This is a genomic window from uncultured Polaribacter sp. (genome assembly GCF_947495205.1).
GTDB lineage: Bacteria > Bacteroidota > Bacteroidia > Flavobacteriales > Flavobacteriaceae > Polaribacter.
On the sequence record NZ_CANLXV010000018.1, the window covers coordinates 12,628 to 32,791 of the forward strand.

General features: G+C 30.4%; 17 protein-coding genes and 1 tRNA gene. 10 read left to right on the plus strand and 8 right to left on the minus strand.

Annotation, left to right across the window (positions count from 1 at the left end):
* Positions 1-19: 19 nt before the first annotated feature.
* From tpiA to Q0762_RS13475, 5 genes are all read left to right on the plus strand, one after another.
* The gene (tpiA, locus tag Q0762_RS13455) at positions 20-778 is read left to right on the plus strand and encodes a triose-phosphate isomerase (protein ID WP_298767572.1); all 759 of its coding nucleotides are present in this window, start codon (positions 20-22) and stop codon (positions 776-778) included.
* A gap of 80 nt (positions 779-858) precedes the next feature.
* Positions 859-1,695: a 50S ribosomal protein L11 methyltransferase gene (gene prmA / locus Q0762_RS13460; protein ID WP_298767574.1), complete on the plus strand. Its 837-nt coding sequence runs from the start codon at positions 859-861 to the stop codon at positions 1,693-1,695.
* A 10-nt stretch (positions 1,696-1,705) separates the two neighbouring features.
* A complete protein-coding gene (locus Q0762_RS13465) occupies positions 1,706-1,981 on the plus strand; it encodes an ATP-dependent Clp protease adaptor ClpS (RefSeq protein ID WP_298767577.1) in 276 nt (91 codons plus the stop codon).
* A gap of 1 nt (position 1,982) precedes the next feature.
* Complete coding sequence (locus tag Q0762_RS13470; protein ID WP_298767579.1) at positions 1,983-2,255, plus strand: hypothetical protein; 273 nt, start codon at positions 1,983-1,985, stop codon at positions 2,253-2,255.
* Positions 2,256-2,344: 89 nt separating this feature from the next.
* The gene (locus Q0762_RS13475) at positions 2,345-2,533 is read left to right on the plus strand and encodes a hypothetical protein (RefSeq protein WP_298767581.1); all 189 of its coding nucleotides are present in this window, start codon (positions 2,345-2,347) and stop codon (positions 2,531-2,533) included.
* Positions 2,534-2,660: 127 nt separating this feature from the next.
* Here the strand turns inward: Q0762_RS13475 and Q0762_RS13480 are convergent, their stop codons facing one another.
* From Q0762_RS13480 to Q0762_RS13495, 4 genes are all read right to left on the minus strand, one after another.
* The gene (locus Q0762_RS13480) at positions 2,661-6,218 is read right to left on the minus strand and encodes a TaqI-like C-terminal specificity domain-containing protein (protein ID WP_298767582.1); all 3,558 of its coding nucleotides are present in this window, start codon (positions 6,216-6,218) and stop codon (positions 2,661-2,663) included.
* Positions 6,219-6,549: 331 nt separating this feature from the next.
* Positions 6,550-6,623: transfer RNA gene (locus tag Q0762_RS13485), tRNA-Arg, on the minus strand.
* 58 nt (positions 6,624-6,681) lie between these two features.
* The gene (locus Q0762_RS13490; protein ID WP_298767584.1) at positions 6,682-6,912 is read right to left on the minus strand and encodes a DUF2007 domain-containing protein; all 231 of its coding nucleotides are present in this window, start codon (positions 6,910-6,912) and stop codon (positions 6,682-6,684) included.
* Between the two features lie 12 nt (positions 6,913-6,924).
* Positions 6,925-7,077 (minus strand): SsrA-binding protein, encoded by a 153-nt coding sequence (locus Q0762_RS13495; RefSeq protein WP_298767586.1) that lies wholly within the window; start codon positions 7,075-7,077, stop codon positions 6,925-6,927.
* Between the two features lie 487 nt (positions 7,078-7,564).
* Here Q0762_RS13495 and Q0762_RS13500 point away from each other — a divergent pair, with 487 nt between their 5' ends.
* Positions 7,565-8,515, plus strand: coding sequence for a calcium/sodium antiporter (locus tag Q0762_RS13500; RefSeq protein WP_298767588.1), 951 nt, complete (start codon positions 7,565-7,567; stop codon positions 8,513-8,515).
* 56 nt (positions 8,516-8,571) lie between these two features.
* Here the strand turns inward: Q0762_RS13500 and Q0762_RS13505 are convergent, their stop codons facing one another.
* Positions 8,572-9,585 (minus strand): glutamine synthetase beta-grasp domain-containing protein, encoded by a 1,014-nt coding sequence (locus Q0762_RS13505; protein ID WP_298767590.1) that lies wholly within the window; start codon positions 9,583-9,585, stop codon positions 8,572-8,574.
* 167 nt (positions 9,586-9,752) lie between these two features.
* On the opposite strand from Q0762_RS13505, the gene Q0762_RS13510 reads away from it, so the two are divergent.
* Positions 9,753-11,936: a glutamine synthetase III gene (locus tag Q0762_RS13510; protein WP_298767592.1), complete on the plus strand. Its 2,184-nt coding sequence runs from the start codon at positions 9,753-9,755 to the stop codon at positions 11,934-11,936.
* Positions 11,937-12,066: 130 nt separating this feature from the next.
* Here the strand turns inward: Q0762_RS13510 and Q0762_RS13515 are convergent, their stop codons facing one another.
* Positions 12,067-12,825: a hypothetical protein gene (locus tag Q0762_RS13515; RefSeq protein ID WP_298767594.1), complete on the minus strand. Its 759-nt coding sequence runs from the start codon at positions 12,823-12,825 to the stop codon at positions 12,067-12,069.
* Positions 12,826-12,949: 124 nt separating this feature from the next.
* Between Q0762_RS13515 and Q0762_RS13520 the strand changes: the two genes are divergently transcribed.
* Together Q0762_RS13520 and yiaK are read left to right on the plus strand one after the other, a co-directional pair.
* The gene (locus Q0762_RS13520; RefSeq protein WP_298767596.1) at positions 12,950-14,143 is read left to right on the plus strand and encodes an AIR synthase related protein; all 1,194 of its coding nucleotides are present in this window, start codon (positions 12,950-12,952) and stop codon (positions 14,141-14,143) included.
* A gap of 143 nt (positions 14,144-14,286) precedes the next feature.
* A complete protein-coding gene (yiaK, locus tag Q0762_RS13525; RefSeq protein ID WP_298767598.1) occupies positions 14,287-15,288 on the plus strand; it encodes a 3-dehydro-L-gulonate 2-dehydrogenase in 1,002 nt (333 codons plus the stop codon).
* A gap of 96 nt (positions 15,289-15,384) precedes the next feature.
* Here the strand turns inward: yiaK and Q0762_RS13530 are convergent, their stop codons facing one another.
* Entirely contained in the window at positions 15,385-16,041 is a 657-nt protein-coding gene (locus tag Q0762_RS13530) for an ATP-binding cassette domain-containing protein (RefSeq protein ID WP_298767600.1), read from the minus strand.
* 376 nt (positions 16,042-16,417) lie between these two features.
* Between Q0762_RS13530 and prfA the strand changes: the two genes are divergently transcribed.
* Positions 16,418-17,494 carry a peptide chain release factor 1 gene (prfA, locus tag Q0762_RS13535; protein WP_298767602.1) on the plus strand — a complete coding sequence of 359 codons (1,077 nt, stop codon included), beginning with the start codon at positions 16,418-16,420 and terminating at the stop codon, positions 17,492-17,494.
* A 124-nt stretch (positions 17,495-17,618) separates the two neighbouring features.
* On the opposite strand, the gene Q0762_RS13540 is transcribed toward prfA, so the two are convergent.
* A complete protein-coding gene (locus Q0762_RS13540) occupies positions 17,619-20,021 on the minus strand; it encodes a glycoside hydrolase family 31 protein (protein ID WP_298767604.1) in 2,403 nt (800 codons plus the stop codon).
* Positions 20,022-20,164 lie beyond the last annotated feature (143 nt).

Consider the following 20,164-nt stretch of genomic DNA (forward strand, 5'->3'; position numbering starts at 1 on the left):
AAACATTAAAATACTAATTATGAGAACTAAGATTGTTGCCGGAAATTGGAAACTAAACAATACAAAAGAAGAGAGTAAAACGTTAATTAAAGATTTAAAGAAAGCAATAGAAGATAAGAAACTAAAAAACACGCGTGTTATTGTAGCGCCAACATTTGTAAATTTAGCTTCCTCTGTAAAAACTGCAAAAAAATCTAAAATAGAAGTAGTTGCACAGAACATGCATCAAGCAAAAAATGGTGCATATACAGGCGAGGTTTCTGCAGAAATGTTAAAAGCTATTGGTGTAAAAACTGTAATTTTAGGACACTCAGAAAGAAGAACCTATTTTAATGAAACAGATGCCGCTTTGGCAGAAAAAGTAAATACAATCTTAGAAAACAAAATGGAAACTATTTTTTGTTTTGGAGAATTGTTAGAAGATAGAAAAGCAGACAAGCACTTTGAAGTAGTAGAAAGTCAATTAAGTAATGCTTTATTTCATTTAAAAGGCGCAGATTTTAAAAGTATTATTTTAGCTTATGAACCAGTTTGGGCAATTGGTACAGGAGAAACTGCAAGTCCAGAACAAGCACAAGAAATGCATGCGTTTATTAGAAGCATTATAGAAAAGAAATATACTAAAGAAGTAGCAGATAATGTATCTATTTTATACGGTGGAAGTGTAAAACCAGCAAACGCAGAAGAAATTTTTTCTAAGCCAGATGTAGATGGTGGTTTAATTGGTGGTGCTGCATTAAAAGTAGCTGATTTTACAGCTATTATTAAAGCAATATAAAAGGCGTTTTTCTAAACAAAAACCAATAAATTTGCATTGAGATTTTTAAAATCTTGATGCATTTTTTTTAGAATAATTTTATGGATAATATTTATATAGAATACAATTTTACGGTTGCACCAAAAGAACCAGCTACAGAAATTTTAATAGCAGAATTAGGTAATATAGGTTTTGAAAGTTTTGTAGAAACAGAAAATGGTGTAACGGCTTACATTCAGAAAAACGATTGGAATGCAGGTATTTTAGAAACCGTTTTTGTATTAAATTCTAAAGAATTTTCTATTAAATACAATCAAAAAGAAGTAGCACAAACCAATTGGAATGCAGAATGGGAAAAGAATTTTGAACCCATACAAGTAGATGGTTTAGTAAGTATAAGAGCACCTTTTCATAATAATCCTAATTTAAAATATGATATTGTAATAGAACCTAAAATGAGTTTTGGTACAGGACATCATGAAACCACACACATGATGGTGCAACATTTATTAAATTTAAATTTAGAAAATAAAAAAGTGCTAGATATGGGTTGTGGCACCGGAATTTTAGCAATTTTTGCAGAAATGAAAGGCGCAAAACCTTTAGATGCTATAGATATTGATAATTGGTGTTATGAAAATTCTTTAGAAAATGTTACGCGCAACAATTGCAAACATATTAGTGTTTACGAAGGCGATTCATCTTTATTAATCAATAAAAAGTACAACGTAATTATTGCAAACATCAACAGAAATATTTTATTGATGGATATGGAAATTTACACCAATTGTTTAGAAGAAAAAGGAATTTTATTGTTAAGCGGTTTTTATGAAGAAGACATACCCGTTATAGATGCAGAAGTTTCTAAATACAATTTAAAATTAGAAACATATATACAACGTAACAATTGGGTTGCATTAAAATATAATAAGTCTTAATTTTGCAAGTATGAGTACAAAAGAAAAAATACAAGAAGAAGTAGACGTATTAGAGCAAGAAGTATTTCAGCATGAAATTGTGTTGCATAACGATGATGTAAATACTTTTGATCATGTAATAGATTCTTTAGTGGCCGTTTGCGATCATAGTTTTGAGCAAGCAGAACAATGTGCAACCTTGGTACATTATAAAGGAAAATGTACCGTAAAATCTGGCGAGTTTAAAGATTTAGAACCAAGATGTTCTAAATTACTACAATTAGGCCTTTCTGCAGAATTAATTTAATATGGATACTATTCTAGATTATTTTGAGTTTTCAGATTTCTTTACAGATAAAAGTGAAGCTTTTTCTGGAAATGAGATTGCTATAAGAGCGCTAAATGAAACGCATTTTTTAATTTTCGAAAAAGAAAATGAACAATTTAATTTGTATGTTTCTCGCTATGTTCATAAAAAAGATGTAGGTAAAAATAAACCTGAGATTTTAGAATTGGTGGTAAAAAACTACAAGAAAAGCCTACCAGAGCACAGAATTGCGCTTCGAAAATATATTGAGTAAATCTACTCATAAAAAAAATATTACTTTTTCTTTTAAATTTTGTGACTTTTTAAATTATATAGTGTCTTAACTATAGAAGATAAAAAAAAATGAAAATTAAATACTTACTTATTTTGGTTGTTTTGCTGGTTCCTTTTATAGGATATGCACAAGTTGTGCCACCACCAATTCCGCCACCGCCGCCACCTGGTTTACCAATAGATGGTTTTGAGGTAATTTTAATAGCTTTAGGTGTTTTTCTAGGTGTATTTAAGATTTTTAAAGATAGTAGTAGTTAGTATTTTTATACTAAGTTTGGTTAGACGAAAACCCCAAGTGTTATGCTTGGGGTTTTTAAATTGATATTGTTTTGTGTTTTTCAATTAACAATGAGCTTAACAAGGGGCTTAAGCCCATTGTAATAAACTAACTAGCTTCTACAATTGCAATTTCTTCCTCAGTTAAACCATACAATTCATAAACCATTTTATCTATTGCTGCATCTGTTTGGTTTATTTGGATTTGTAGTGCTTGGGCTTTTTGCTTGTTTTCTTCAAAAAGCTCTAACCACTCAAACTCGTCTTTTTTTGCAAGTGGCTTAACAAGGGGCTTAAGCCCCTTGCAATTCTTGTTGCTGACTTTTATGGCCTTATTGAGTTCTTTTATAAAGTCTCCAAATTCTAACTCGTGCCAGTTTTGTAGTTTTTTGGAGAGTTTTTCTAATTGGAATTTTTGTTTGAGGTAGGTTTGGAGTTTTAATACTATCTTTTGAAAATTTTTGGTTATAGATAGCATTATATCTACTTTATCAATAAAAGGTATTTGTTTTGTATGAATTATATTCTTTATTGGTAGGTTTTTCACTTGGGCTATTCTTATTTTAGGAAATACATTAGTGTTTGCAGCATATTTATTTTTATAATAAAACTGCATTAAAGATGAATTAATAAGACCTAGTAAATATTTGTAATCAAAATTATCTTTACACAACAGAATAGAATATAAACTTCTATTTTGTTGTAATTTTTCAGAAACATAAAAGCTTGTAATTCGATTTCCTGTTTCTCGAATTACTATTCTTTCATTGTCAAAAAAACTATTATCTTTTTTGTATTTACCATAAGTTTCTTTTGAAATTGATTTATAGTTTTTAATTAAATACCTAGCTACATCCTCACCTGTAATTATTTTAATATTTGAAAGGTCAAATTCTAGAACTTTATCTTTACCTATTTCTAACCCACGTTTTATTTTAGTTAAATCTGAAAGGTATATTGAATCTTTTTGAATTTTATTTATTAAAATTCCATTTGGAATAAAATTATCCCAAATTTGATTATTGTTCATAGATTTTTCTGCTATTAATATTGCTGTAGGCATCTGAACATCCTGAAAAACCCCATCACCTTTATCTGATATTTCTATAATATTTGTATTCTCAAGTAAAAATTCTCTCAAGCTTTCGTACCTCAATCCTTTAATAAATAAAGAAGGAGTTATATAAGAAAAGATACCTTTAGCTTTTAGTATTTCTATTCCTTTTTCATAAAAAAACGCGTATAAATCACCACATTTAGAGGTCTGATATTTTTTATCATAGAATACTTTATCTTTATTAACTTGTACATAAGGCGGATTGCCAATAATCACATCAAAACCACCTGTATATTCCGTTTTAAAAGCTTTCGCTTTTGTACAACACATCGCATCTATAATTTGTTGCGTTGCTTTTTTATGCGCTGGTAATTCGTGTTTTGCTCTATTGGTTTGTATGTATTTTACAGTGTTGTAAAGTTGCTCTTCAGAAGTTATTTCTTTTGGTGCACTGTATTTTTGTTGCCATAAAGGTTTGTTGTTTTCTTTTTCTTTTTCCTTTTTTGCAAGGGGCTTAAGCCCCTTGTTATTCCCCTTGTTGTCTCTCTTGTTGTTGTAAGAAGTACGCCCTTTTATTTTTTGCATAATGGCAGGTATTTCTTCCAATTCGCAAACCAATAATAAATGAATATGATCTGCACAAATGTTGTATGCCAATAGGTTTAAATTGTCTTCTTGTACAATTTCTGCAATGGTTTTACTAATGTTGGCATCGTCTTCTGGCGTAAAATAAATTACATTTGGGTAAGGATTTGTACCCATTTCTCTGCGTTCTCTAACTTTATATTTTTCCATTCTTGTAGAGGTTCTACTATCATGAATGGCTGTTGTTATATGATAAGGTTTTTTGTTTTTTTCTTTAAATACGTTAGGAAATTGTGTTTCCCAATGAAAAGCTTTATCGCCAGCAACGGTTTTACTATCAATTAAAGAATTACCACATTTTATATTGCTGCTTAAATCGTTTAGTTTTCTACGAGGTTGTGCTGTACGTAACCATAAAGAGAGTTTGGCAATTTCTACAGACTCTTCGTTTAAATCTACTCCAAAAATGTTGTTTTCTAAAATGGTGTTTTCAATATCAGAAAACTGTAAACCACCACCCAAAACTTTGGTTTTTAATTCGTCTATATACGTATGTTCTGCAATTAAAAAGTTTAAGGCTTGGTTTAAAAATGCACCAGAGCCACAAGCTGGGTCGCAAATGGTAAGTTGTAACAACCAAGTTCTATATGCATCTAAAAGAGCAACCAAATTTTTAATGGTTTCGCTTTTTCTGTTTTTACGTCCTTTAAAGTATTCTTCTTCTTTAATGCCTAATTCTGCTTTTTTTTCTTCACACAATTTACCAACCGTATTTTCTACAATGTATTTGGTAATATATTTGGGTGTGTAAAAAACACCATCTTTTTTACGTTTGCTTTTTTGTTTGTCAAAATCTGCACCTTCAATTTCCGCATTTACGCTTTCTATTTCATTTAAAGAGTTTTCAAAAATATGACCTAGAATATTTACATCTACTTGGCTTTCAAAATCGTAACCTGCTAATTTGTGGGTGTGTTTGTAAAGTAAATCGCTATTTATTGTTAAGCTATCTAGTAAAGCATCTGGTTTAAAAAGACCACCATTATAGGCGTAAATTTCTCCTCTGCTTTTTGTACCTTTTCTTCCTTGGTCTAAAAAGTGAAAATATTGTTTAAAAAGATTGTATAATGGTCTGTCATCACCAAAATCTATATCTGCTTTCCATTTTTGTAATATAAGTTCTGTACTATTTGCTGGTAATAAACTTCTGTCTTCTGCAAAAAAGATAAATAAGAAACGGTCTATTAGTTTTTGAGATTTTTTAAAGAGCGCTAGTTTTGTTGTTTTTTCTTGATGTAACAAAGGACTTTCACTGTTATGCAAGAGACTTTCATTTTTATGCAAGGGACTTAAGTCCCTTGTTAAGCCCCTTGTCATGTTTTGTTTTACCAAATCTCTGTACAATTCTCTTTTAAAAAGAGAGTAATCTTTGTAAAAATCTTTGGTAATTTTTTCTTCTTGTACAATAGATGCTTCTTTAATTTTTAAAGCAACATTGGTTAATATATTGTCTTTATGTAAGCACAAGTAAAAGAGTTGAAAACGTTCTTTGGTAAGTTCAAATAAATTAAATTCTAAAAACTCTGTAGCATCATTAATATAAAAACGTAATTTCTCAAAATTAGAAGTAATTACATAAACACAACCTTTTTGGTTTGCTTTATAATCAAACGCTTGTTTGCGTATGCTTTCTAAATCTTTGGTATTGGTTCCTTTTAATTCTATAACAGCTAAGGCAACATCATTTTGTAAAATGGCGCCATCTGCTTTACGTGCATTATTCTGATTTTTATATTCTGCAACTAAATTAAAATTAGCTTTTGGTTTTAAGGTATAATCTAAGATATTTACAAACAACTCAGTTAAAAAAATACCTTGATATTCTTCTTCTTTAGAACTTCTTATGTTTTCTTGAATGGTAGGATTTAAAAAATACTTGGCATACTTTTTATAGGCTTTTTCTACTAAAGCCGTTTCTTGTAGGTTTATGTAATTCTTTAGAACAGAAGTTTGAAATAATGACATGTATAGCGTGCAATTTTTTAGAACTCTAAAAATAGAATTTTAATTGCAGATACATAAATTAATATTAAAAAAATACAACAATCTTGCGCTTATAAATGTTTTAATGTTGGTTTTTATTAAAAACATTTTTTGTAGCTTAATTTTAGAAAAAGCATTGCGCTTATTTGATATTTTAATGTTTGTTGTTAAGACTAAAAAATAAAGAACAAAATTATTACAAGTTCAGTTTTTAGGTTGATGTAGCGTAAAATAAAATATATTTTTCGGGCAAATTTCATGCAAATAAAAAAACCAGTCTTTACAAAGTTGTTGTAAAGTACTGGTTTTGTTGTGACCATGCTAGGATTCAAACCTAGAACCTCTTGAGCCGTAATCAAGTGCGCTATTCAGTTGCGCCACATGGCCTTTAAGCGGGTGCAAATATAAACGCATTTTTTTAATATAGAAAATCTATTGCGTTTTTTTATAAATTAATTTCCGCTTTGTAAGCATCTACAATTGGTTGTGCTTTTTCAACATCAACATTAAGTATCATTAATTCTACTGCACTTCTTGTTTCTCCAAACCCGCCAAGTCTTGCAGACTCTACACGATCTTTTATTATAGAATTTATTTTTAAATCATCTAGTCTGTTTTGTAAGCCTCTTACAATAATAGATGAACCTGAAAAAATGGTAACATGTTCTTTTGTCATAATAGTATGTTTTTATGTTAATGAATTTTTAGTAACAAAAGCCCGCCAACCAATTATGGCCAATTGTAGTTTGCTAGCTTTTGCAATATCCAATCTTTTTTTTGTGAAAGAAGGTAAAATAATCTTGTTAATTCTTGCAAGAATTTTAAATAGTTGTGTTTTCATTAAAAAAAATGTTTCTCAAATTTAATGAAAATAAACAACTCTTAAAAAAGAGTTGCTAAAACTTAGTTTTAGAATAGTATCGTAAAAATAAGATCTGTAAGGTCTTTAGCGGTAGTAATAATAATTGTTGTCATAGTAGTTGTTTTTAAGTTAGTAAAATGGGGTAATTTCGAAATTGTTTTCTCAATATATAACTAAAGAAAGCTTACTACCAAACAGATTGTGATATATTCATAAATTTGATTTTACATTTGTAACTAAAAATATTATTTTAGTTATAATATATAAGTTATAAACCTATATAGTTGTTGTTTTTATGAATAAATAATAGCTTTAAGTGTTATAAAGTGTAATAAAATAAAGTGATTTTTTGTGTTGTTTTTATAAACCAAAGGCAAATAGCTTGTTAAAACTTACCAAATGCACTGTTTTTATTTTTTTGATCTTCTTAAAGTGATAAAAATGTATCTTCGCAAAAAGTTTTTTTATGGATATTTTTTATGTAATACTTGGCTTTGTTTTACTAATTTTAGGTGGCGAGTTTTTAGTGAGATCTTCTATAGGCTTATCTTTTAAACTAAATTTGTCTAAAATGGTTATTGGTATGACTGTGGTTTCTTTTGCCACTTCTGCACCAGAATTATTAGTTAGTTTACAAGCTGCTTTAGATGGTTCTCCTGCAATAGCCATTAATAACGTAATTGGTTCTAATATTGCAAATATTGGTTTGGTTTTAGGTATTACTGCGTTAATTGGTCCTATTGCTGTAGATAAAGATTTTTATAAGCTTAATTGGCCTGCAATGATGCTTTTTTCTGGGGCATTGTATTATTTTTTATACAATGATAATGTGCTCACATTACTGGAAGGCGTATTCCTTTTAATTGCCTTGGCTGTATTTTTATTCATTTTGATAAAAAAAGCAAGAGAAGAGGAGCTAGAAGTTGAAGAAGTAGATGAATCTCTAGAAAAAGTTGGGTATACTAAAATTTTTATTTGGTTATTTATTGGTGGTGTTGCTTTGTATTTTGGTTCTGAATTTTTAGTAGATGGCGCAAAAAATATTGCTAAAAATATGGGCGTTAGTGAAGGTGTAATTTCTATAACCATGATTGCTATTGGTACAAGCGTGCCAGAATTAGCAGCTTCTTTAATTGCAATTGCAAAAGGAGAAAAGGCAATTTCTTTAGGAAATTTAATTGGGTCTAATATTTTTAATATTGCATCTGTTTTGGGTTTAACTGCCTTAATAAAGCAAATACCAATAACAGAACCACAAATATTGTCTAGAGATATCTTTTGGATGTTAGGTTTTGCTGCTGTTTTATTGCCTTTAGTTTTTATACCCAAAAAATTTATTTTAAGCAGATTTAAAGGATTCTTTTTGTTTGTTGGTTATATTGCGTTTATTTATTTAGTTTTTAAAACTACTGCATAAAAAAAAGCTCGCAAATTTAATTTGCGAGCTTTTTGTTTAAATTTATTTTACTAAAATTATTTAATTGGCTTAACCGTTTTAATAATTCTTGCAGCAATTTTATATGGATCTCCATTAGAAGAAGGTCTTCTATCTTCTAACCATCCTTTATATCCTTTTTCTACAGCGATAATTGGAATACGAATTGAAGCTCCTCTATCTGAAACTCCCCAAGAGAAATCGTTAATAGATGCAGTTTCATGTAAACCAGTTAAACGTTGCTCGTTAAACTCACCATAAACAGCAATATGCTCTTTTGTGTAAGGTCTAAAAGCTTCACAGATTTCTGCGTACTTTTCTTTAGAACCACAAGTTCTTAAGATAGAGTTAGAGAAGTTTGCGTGCATTCCAGAACCGTTCCAGTCTCCTTTAATTGGTTTTGGGTGATACTCAATATACCAACCATATTTTTCAGTTAATCTGTCTAATAAATAACGTGCAATCCAAATTTCATCGCCCGCTTTTTTAGCTCCTTTGGCAAACAATTGGAATTCCCATTGTCCAGAAGCAACTTCTTGGTTAATTCCTTCAAAGTTTAAACCAGCATCAATACATAAATTAGCATGTTCTTCTACAAAATCTCTACCAAAAGTATTTTTTCCACCAACAGAACAGTAGTACATTCCTTGAGGACCTGGGTAACCACCAACTGGGAAACCTAAAGGTAACTGAGTCTTAGAATCCATAATAAAGTATTCTTGCTCAAAACCGAACCAGAAATCATTATCATCATCTTCTATTGTAGCTCTACCATTAGATTCGTGTGGAGTTCCGTCCGCATTTAAAACTTCTGTCATTACCAAGTATCCATTAATTCTTGCAGGATCTGGGTAAATTGCAACTGGCTTTAAAATACAGTCAGAAGAACCTCCTGAAGCTTGTTTTGTAGATGAACCATCAAAAGACCAATTTCCTAATTCTTCTACTGTTCCTTGAAAGTTTTCATGTTCTTCAACTTTGGTTTTACTTCTCATGTTCTGAGTTGGAAAGTAACCATCTAACCAAATGTATTCTAATTTAATTTTTGCCATAATAATTTAATGTGTGTAATGTTTACATCACAAAAATGGATTTTTTTGATTACATATCAAAAAAAATAGGGGTAAAATGTTTAATTTTGCCTAAAAATAATTTTATCCCTAATTTTTGTAGGGGTAGTTTGGTTAAAAATAAAAAAATTACCGTATAAATTCATAATATGTCAATTATTAGATTCAATGCCATAAAAGAAACCTTAAAAAGAGGTCCATTAAAAGTAAATCAACAAGAAAAAAGATCTACGCTTTTTGGTAAAAATGTGTTTAATAAGTATGCTATGCAACAGTATCTTACTAGAGCTGCGTATGAAAGTGTTATGAATGCCATAGACCATGGTACTAAAATAGATCGTAAAATTGCAGACCAAGTGGCTGTTAGCATGAAAGATTGGGCAATATCTAAAGGTGCAACACATTATACGCATTGGTTTCAGCCACTTACAGGTGCAACTGCAGAAAAACATGATGCCTTTTTTGAATCTATAAATGGTAGTTTGGCCATGGAAAAATTTGATGGTGAGCAATTGGTACAACAAGAGCCAGATGCTTCTAGTTTTCCTAATGGAGGTATAAGAAATACTTTTGAGGCAAGAGGTTATACAGCTTGGGATCCAACATCGCCCGCTTTTGTGTATGAAACTACATTATGTATTCCTACTATTTTTGTAGCATATACAGGTGAAGCTTTAGATAATAAAACACCATTATTAAGAGCTTTACAGGCCATAGATACACATGCAACAGCTGTTTGTAAGTATTTTGATAAAAATGCAAATAAAGTATCTGCAACCTTGGGTTGGGAGCAAGAGTTTTTTTTAATTGATGATGCACTTGCCAATTCCAGACCAGATTTACAGTTAACAGGTAGAACGCTTTTAGGGCATTCTCCTGCAAAAGGACAACAATTAGACGATCATTATTTTGGTATCATTCCTGCAAGAGCAATGGCGTTTATGCAAGATTTAGAAGAAGAGTGTATGGTTTTAGGAATTCCTGTAAAAACTAGGCATAATGAGGTGGCACCAAATCAATTTGAAATTGCACCAATTTTTGAAGAAGCTAATTTAGCGGTAGATCACAATTCTTTATTAATGGATGTAATGCACAAAGTGTCTAAAAGACATCAATTTAAAGTATTATTTCACGAAAAACCTTTTTTTGGTATTAATGGTTCTGGTAAGCACAACAACTGGTCTTTGTCTTTAGATAATAAAACCAATTTGTTAAGCCCCGGTAAAACACCAATGAAAAATTTACAATTTTTAACTTTTTTTATAAATACCATTAAAGCAGTTTACGAGCATGAAGAATTGCTAAGATCTTCTGTGGCTTCTGCTGGTAACGAGTGTAGGTTGGGTTCTAATGAAGCTCCTTTACCTATTTTATCTGTGTTTATAGGAAGTCAGCTTTCTGCGGTTTTAGACGAGTTAGAAAATGTAACAAAAGGTAAGTTGTCTCCTCAAGAAAAAACCGATTTAAAATTAAATATCATTGGTAAAATTCCTGAAATTTTACTAGATAATACAGACAGAAACAGAACTTCTCCTTTTGCCTTTACGGGTAATAAATTCGAGTTTAGAGCAGTTGGTGCGCAAGAAAATTGTGCTAGCCCAATGACTGTTTTAAATACCATTGTTGCCAAACAACTGAAAGATTTTAAAGTAGAGGTAGATACTTTAATAGAAATCAAACGCTTAAAGAAAGACGAAGCTGTTTTTAATGTATTAAGAGAGTATATTAAAGCTAGTAAAAATATCCGTTTTGAAGGTGATGGTTATTCAAAAACATGGGAGAAAGAAGCGAAAAAAAGAGGTTTAAGTAATAATAAAACAACACCAGCGGCTTTAAAGATTAAAATTGATAAAAAAGTAATTGCACTTTACAAAGAAATGGATGTTATGAGCCCAGTTGAGGTAGAAGCGCGTTATGAAATTAAATTGCAAGAGTATTCTAAAAAGTTACAAATAGAAAGTAGAGTTTTAGGAGATATTGCAAGAAATCATGTGGTGCCAACTGCCATTATTTATCAGAATACATTATTAGAAAATACGAAAAACTTAAAAGAAATATTTGGTGCAGATTTCAAAAATATAGCAAAAGAGCAAATCGAATTAATTATGGTAATTTCTAGGCATATTACAGAAATTAATGCGCTTACTATAAAAATGATTGAAGAACGTAAAAATGCAGATAATTTTTCTGGTTTAAAATTAGCAGAACATTACTGCTATAAATTAAAACCATTTTTTGAGCAAATTCGTTTTCATTGCGATCAATTAGAAACTATGGTAGATGATAATTTGTGGCCAATAACCAAATATAGAGAATTACTGTTTACCAAATAATTATATTTTTATTGAAAGTCGTATAGTGCCTTAAAATGCATTAAATATTACTATTTGGTTTTCTAATAACCTTATTTCTAAAGCAAAAAAAAACATCTTCAAAAGAAGATGTTTTTTATGATTTCTATTTTTAATTTAATACAATAAAACTTTGGTTGTCTTTTACTGTAGCATATTGTTTCATAAGGTTTTTAATAACCGTATTTACTTCACAACCTGTGTGCTTAATCGCAATAATTTGCGGGTGAAGTCTCGTTTCTTTATCATAAATTTTTCCTTTAACAACACCAATTGCTTGCAGAAAAACTTGATTAATAGATGAGGTTATTTCTGAATTTATAGGAAGAATAGCCGTAATTTCTTTAGATTCTATACCTATAACTTGGTAACCCACTGTACCAGCAATATCTCCTTTTTGGGCAGCATTACCAATAGCAACCAAACTACTTATATCTATATTATTTTCTAAAGCACTAATGTTAGCAACAATGCGCAAGCCAATACCAATTTTAGCATAACCAAAACAATCGTTTTCGTCTGTGTTATTAATATTTTGAATAATGTATTTGTTGTAATCAATAGTTAATCTGTAAGTTCCTTTTTTAACAGATCTTCCAGAATAATGATATTCTAAATCACCAGATTCTGTAAACTTTTGTATGGTAGTTTCCATAGATTCATTGGGTACAAAATTTAAAACAGATTGTTTATCTATAGACATTTCTGTAGTAGATAAGTTTATAATTTTGTTTTCTGAGGAAGTACTTAAAACTAAAGATTTCACTTGAATAGGTGAAATTGGAATAAAATCTATGTATTTGTCTGCAGAGATTTGTGCTGTTAAACTAAATACTGTACATAGAACTGAAAGAAAACATATTTTCTTCATGGGGTTTAGGGAATTAGGGGTTAAAGTCCAAATATAGCAAATATTTAATATAAATAAACATTTACTTTAAAAAGTTTTATTACTTTTTTAATTATAAATACCTTTGTAGAAATAAAAATAAGAAATGAGCCAAGAAGTTTCTAGAAGATACGCGCAAAGAGGTGTTTCAGCATCAAAGGAAGATGTACATAATGCAATAAAGAATATAAACAAAGGTTTGTTTCCAAAAGCATTCTGTAAAATTGTACCAGATTATTTAACAAATGATGATGATTACTGTTTGATAATGCATGCAGATGGCGCAGGTACAAAATCTTCTTTGGCTTATATGTATTGGAAAGAAACGGGAGATATTGCTGTTTGGAAAGGTATTGCACAAGATGCATTAATTATGAATATTGATGATCTTTTATGTGTTGGAGCAACAGATAATATTATGTTATCTTCTACAATTGGTAGAAATAAAAGTAAAATTCCTGGAGAAGTTTTATCAGCAATCATTAACGGAACAGAAGAACTTATAGCAGATTTAAAAGGCTTTGGTGTAGCCATACATTCCACAGGCGGAGAAACTGCAGATGTAGGAGACTTGGTAAGAACCATTATTGTAGATTCTACAGTTACTGCAAGGATGAAACGTGCAGATGTTATAGACAATGCAAATATAAAAGCAGGAGACGTAATTGTAGGTTTAGAATCTTTTGGACAAGCAACTTATGAAACGGAATACAATGGTGGTATGGGCTCAAACGGATTAACATCTGCAAGACATGATGTTTTTCACAAATATTTAGCAGATAAATACCCAGAAAGCTTTGATGCTGCAGTGCCAAAAGAATTGGTGTATTCTGGAAATATGAAATTAACAGACAACGTAGAAAATGCACCGATTGATGCAGGTAAATTAGTTTTATCGCCAACAAGAACTTATGCACCAATTATTAAAGCAATTTTATCTCAATTTACTTCAAATGAAGTGCACGGAATGATACATTGTTCTGGTGGCGCACAAACCAAAATTTTACATTTTGTAGACAATTTACATATTGTAAAGGACAACATGTTTCCAATTCCGCCATTATTTAAATTAATACAAGAACAATCTAAAACGGATTGGAAAGAGATGTACCAAGTTTTTAACTGCGGGCATAGAATGGAAGTATATGTTTCTCCAGAAATTGCAGAAGATATTATTAAGATTTCTAAATCCTTTAATGTAGCTGCCAAAATTGTTGGTAGGGTTGAAGCTTTAGATTCTGCTGTAAAACAGAACAAGAAACTAACCATAAAAAGTGAGTTTGGTACTTTTGAGTATTAACCGTTAAAATTATTTCTTTTAGCAATTTGTTTGTTCTTATAATTTTTGAAATATCATAAATTATAAAAACTATCTAAATTTTGGTAGATTACTTAAAACAAGGTATTTTGTTGAATCTAAGTATTCATGATAACTAAATACGTATGCTAATTTCACCAGAAAAATTACAAGAAACACTTTCTCAACTTTTTATAAAGTATAAATTTACAGAACAAAAAGCAAATGCACTTGCAGCAGTATTTACAGATAGTACTTTAGATGGTGTAAGTTCTCATGGCATAAATCGTGTTCCTCTTTTTATAGATTATATTAAAAAAGGAATTATAAAGATAAATGCTGAAGCAGAACAAATAGCTTCTTTTGGAAATATTGAACGTTGGGATGGAAATTTTGGTCCAGGTATTTTAAATGCGCAAAAATGCACAACCAGAGCTATAGAATTGGCAAAAGAACATGGTATGGGTTTAGTTGCTTTGCGTAACACAAACCACTGGATGCGAGGAGGAACTTATGGCAAACAAGCTGTAGATAACAAATGTATTTCCATATTATTTACAAATACAAAAGCCAATATGCCACCTTGGGGTGGTAAAGATAGCAGAATTGGTAACAATCCTTTTGTGGTTTCTATTCCTAGAGAAAAAGGAAATATAGTTCTGGATATGGCAATGTCTCAGTTTGCGTTTGGTAAAATAAACGATTATAAACTTAAAGGAGAAAAATTACCCTATCATGGTGGTTGGGATCAAAACAACCAGCTTTCTAAAGACCCTGAAAAAATTTTATTGAAAGAAAGAGGTTTGCCTATAGGATATTGGAAAGGATCTGCACTTTCTATGGTTTTAGACATGTTGGCAACTATATTATCTGCAGGAAATTCTACAGCAAGAGTAAGTGCAAAAGAAATTGAAACAGGTATTTCTCAAGTATATATATGCATTTCTCCAGAGGTTTTTAATGATACAGATTTGCAACAAAAACTTATTGATGAGGTGGTAGATTTTACGCATAATGTAGCGCCTATAACTCCAGGAGATAAAACGTATTATCCAGGAGAAAAAAGTGCAAATACAAGAATAAAAAATCTAAAGGAAGGTGTAGTTTTTATAGAAGATGCTATTTGGAAACAATTACAAGCGCTTTAAAACTAATAAATAACCAAAAAATTAGCGCTTTAGATGCTGTTTTGGTTTTAGGATAAGATAAATAGGGAAGCAGTTGTAAATGAGTTGCCTAACTTGTTACATAGTATTGGTGTATTTGTAGAAAATTAAATCTTCTTTGTTTTTTAATAATTTACACCAACCGTCTTTTAAGAAATAATTTTTATCAGATATGTCTAGAATATCTTTAAACAAATGATCTGTAATTATAATGGCTTTATTCTTTTTTTCTTCAATAATTAAAGTTTTTATTTTTTGTATATAAAGTGGTGCTAAGTGCGAAAAAGGTTCATCTAATATCACAAGATCTACCTTGCTTTTTAAAAGAATATACGTTTCTATTAATCTGCGTTCTCCACCAGATAATATTTTAAATTTAATGTGCTTTTGTTTTTTAAATTCAGGAAAGTGGTTTAAAAAAGAATCTAAAGCAACATTAAAATAATTAAAAGCCTTTTGTAATGAGAATGTACTTGGAATAATATGAAATTGAGGTAAAAAGCGTATGTTGTTTTGAGTATATAAAGGTTTTAAAATTGGCTTATCATCAATTCTAATCAGTTTACTTTGTGGTTTTAATTCACCAAATAAAATTCGTAATAAAGATGTTTTTCCAGAACCATTGCTTCCTAAAATGCCCGTAATCTGCTTTTTTTCTGCCTTAAAATAAACCGATTTTAAAATTTCGGTCTTACCAAAATTTAAAATAACATTATCCATTTCTATTTTTTTCATAGAAAACAGCTTTTGTAAAGGGTAAATAGCAGTAAATTAAAACAAAATACAAAACCATATAATTTTAGTGTAGTAATTCCTAAATTATAGTAAAAGTATAAAGATTGTTTCTTAGGGTCGTTTATGTAATATTCATAAGCCCAAAGTAACCATGTTGCTGCAAATAATGTAATTATAGCTATTGCAGTTATCGATGTAAAGTGTAAAGCGAAAATGCAAGAAACAAGTGGGAATAAAAACTTTGTTTTAAGAAAAATAAAATAAAGTTTTAATTTGCTCATTTTTTTTGATTGAATACCATCAAATATAGTTAATTGAATTTAAAATATAATTCCGATAAAAATTGTAAATTCGCAATCCTAGAATAGTAAGTAAAATGATAGATAAGTTAAGAATTGTAAAGCAACGTTATGATGAGGTTTCTGATTTAATTATTCAGCCAGAAATTATTATGGATCAGAAGCGTTATGCGCAATTAATGAAGGAATATAAAGATTTAGGTGATGTTGTTAAAAAAGGAGATGAATACCAACAATTAACTGAAAATATAGAAGAGGCAAAAGAAATAATTGCAGATGGTTCTGATGCAGAAATGACAGAAATGGCAAAAATGCAGTTAGATGAGGCCAATACTAGAATTCCACAGTTAGAAGATGAAATTAAATTTTTATTAATACCAAAAGATCCAGAAGATTTTAAGAATGCCGTGGTAGAATTGCGCGCAGGAACTGGTGGTGATGAAGCAAGTATTTTTGCAGGAGATTTATTTAGAATGTATTCTAAATATTGCGAAAGTAAAGGATGGAAGGTTTCTACAGTAGATTATTCTGAAGGAACAAATGGTGGATTTAAAGAAATTCAGTTTGAAGTAAACGGCGCAGATGTTTATGGTATTTTAAAGTTTGAAGCTGGTGTGCATCGAGTGCAGCGTGTTCCGCAAACAGAAACTCAAGGACGTGTGCATACTTCTGCAGCTACTTGTATGGTTTTTCCTGAGGCAGAAGAGTTTGATGTAGAAATAAACCCAAAAGATGTAAGAATAGATTTTTTCTGTTCTTCTGGTCCTGGTGGGCAATCTGTAAATACTACCTATTCTGCTGTGCGTTTAACACACATACCAACTGGTTTGGTTGCACAATGTCAAGATCAAAAAAGTCAGCATAAAAATAAAGAGAAAGCTTTTAAAGTATTGCGTTCTCGTTTATATGATATGGAATTGGCTAAAAAACAGGCAGAAGATGCATTAAAACGTGGTTCTATGGTTTCTTCAGGAGATAGAAGTGCAAAAATTAGAACATACAATTATGCACAAGGAAGAGTTACAGATCATAGAATTGGTTTGTCTTTATATGATTTACCTAATATTATGAATGGCGATATTCAAAAAATAATAGACGAATTGATGTTGGCAGAAAACACAGAAAAGTTAAAAGAATTGGGAGATGGAATATAAGCGCTACACACTTTATTGTAATTAGCACAAAAAAACCTCAGAATTTTCTGAGGTTTTTTTTTGATCAAAAACTTTCAATCAAGTTAAAATTAAAAGTTTTGTATTACAATTTTAGAATTTAAAATTATTTTCCTGCCAAATGTAATTCAGTAAATTCTTTATTTATAGTTATGGTTTGCGTCTCTAAATTAATGGTATCTAAAGAAATTACTTCATTATCTATTTCAACAGTGGTTATTGTAAAAGGTAAATTATGTAAAACAATCTCAAATTTACTATAAGGAGCTTCATAATCTCCACGTTTGTGTTGTTGTATAATAAGTTCTTTCTTTTTACCTGTAACTTTAAAACTTCTTAAGCTAAACCTTCCTTTTTTATAATCATAACCGTCATGAGCATCATCATATAATTTAGAAGTTTCTATACCTTTTTTGTAATATACATCTAAAGTAATTTCATCAAAATCTTTTTCGCCAACATATTGTTGTACAGGATATTTAGGAATTACAGCGCCTTCTTTTATAAAAATTGGCATGCTATCTAAATCTGCATCTACCCAAATTTCTTTACCTCCTTCTACAACTTCATTTGTCCAGAAATTGTACCAATTACCTCTAGGAACGTACATTCTTCTCCCTTTTGCATTTGGCTCTTGTATAGGACAAACTAAAATTTTATCACCATAAACAAATTCATCACTTCTATAATGCGTTTGTGTATCTTCTTGGTCATATAAAACTAATGATTTTAAAATTGGTGTACCATCATTAATATGATCCCAAAAGGCAGTGTATAAATAAGGTAGAAGTTGGTATCTTAATTCTACAAATTTTCTTACAATGTTTGTAATTTCATCACCAAAAACCCAAGGTTCTTGGTTTCCATGGTCTCCAGAAGAATGTACTCTACAAAAAACATGAAAAATACCCAATTGAATCCATCTTGCAAATAATTCTCCTTGAGGTTGTTCTGCAAATCCACCAATATCAGAACCAGCAAAAGAAAAGCCAGACATTGCCATTCTTTGAGCTTGGTTATTGGCAACCGCCAAATGTTCCCAAGTAGCAACATTGTCTCCAAACCAAGTAGAGGTATATCTTTGCGCACCAGAATAGGCAGATCTTGTAATTACAAAAGGTCTTTTTGGATATGCGTATTTCTTTAAACCATGGTAAGTGGCACGCGCCATTTGTGTACCGTAAATATTATGGGCTTTTCTATGAGAGCATGGGTTGCCATCATAATCATGTCTTACATCATCTGGAAAAGATTTGTTAGGAACATCCATTACAGCTGGCTCGTTCATATCATTCCAAACTCCTTTTACACCAATATCTTCTATAAGCTCTTGAAATAGGCTAGACCACCATTCTCTAACTTCTGGTCTGGTATAATCTGGGAAATAACATTCTCCAGGCCAAACTTTCCCTTTCATATAAGGTCCGTCTGCACGTTTACAGAAATAGTCTTTGTCTAAAGCTTCTTTAAAAACGTCATATTCTAAATCTATTTTAATTCCTGGATCTATAATTACAACTGTTTTAAAGCCGTCATCTTCTAACTCTTTAACCATTCGTTTAGGGTCTGGAAAGTAATTTTTATCCCAAGTAAAACACCTAAAACCATCCATATAATCGATATCTAAATAAATAGCATCACATGGTATTTGTAAATCTCTAAAGGTTTTAGTGACTTCTTTTACGTTAGCTTCTGGATAATAACTCCATTTACATTGGTGAAAACCTAATGCCCAAAGTGGAGGTAAAGCATGTGGCTTACCTGTTAAATCTGTATAATTGGCAACAACATCTTCCATTTTTGGTCCGTAAATAAAATAGTAATTCATTTCACCACCGTGTGCCCAAAAACTAGTTACATTTCTACGTTCTTGCGCAAAATCAAAATGTGTTTTAAAGGTATTGTCAAAGAAAATACCATAAGATTTGTTGTCTTGAATAGCCGTATAAAACGGTATTGCTTTATAGATTGGATCTGTATTTTTACCAAAAGCATAGGAGTCTGTTGCCCAATTTTCAAAACGTTTGCCTTTTAAATTTACATCTACAGGCTTATCTCCCAAGCCATAAAAACTTTCTGCTTTTTGGCAAGTTTTACTCATTTTTACAATGTCTCCACCATATTGATAACTTTCTTCCCAATGAAAACCAATCTCGTCTTCATTTATTAATTTATGATCTAATGCATCGTAAATTTTTACTTGTAAATTTGTTTTTTCTACTTTACAAATTAATTTAGAAGTGGTAATACTATAATGTGTATCATCTTCAGAAATTTCTAAAAAACTGTAGCCTCTACTTGCGTGTATGGTAATTCCATAAGAAAAATCGTTTTCAAATTTACCTGCGGTGGCATATCTAAAACGAATTACACTGTCTCTAACCACTGTAAGCTGTAAAATTACGTTATTTGCTGTTGTAAAATAAAGTGTATCTACGTCTTTTTTATAATCTACAATATTGGATGGAAATAAATTTCCTTTCTGTTCTAGTTCTGTATTAACAATCATATATTGGCTGTTTATTTGCGAATAATATGCAAAAGTTGAGTATTTTTTGCAGTGATAAATTCAGTTATTATATAGCTAAAATATTGTTTATTTATTTAATAATGAAGTGAATAGATTTTCTTTTTTTAATATTCTGAAACGAT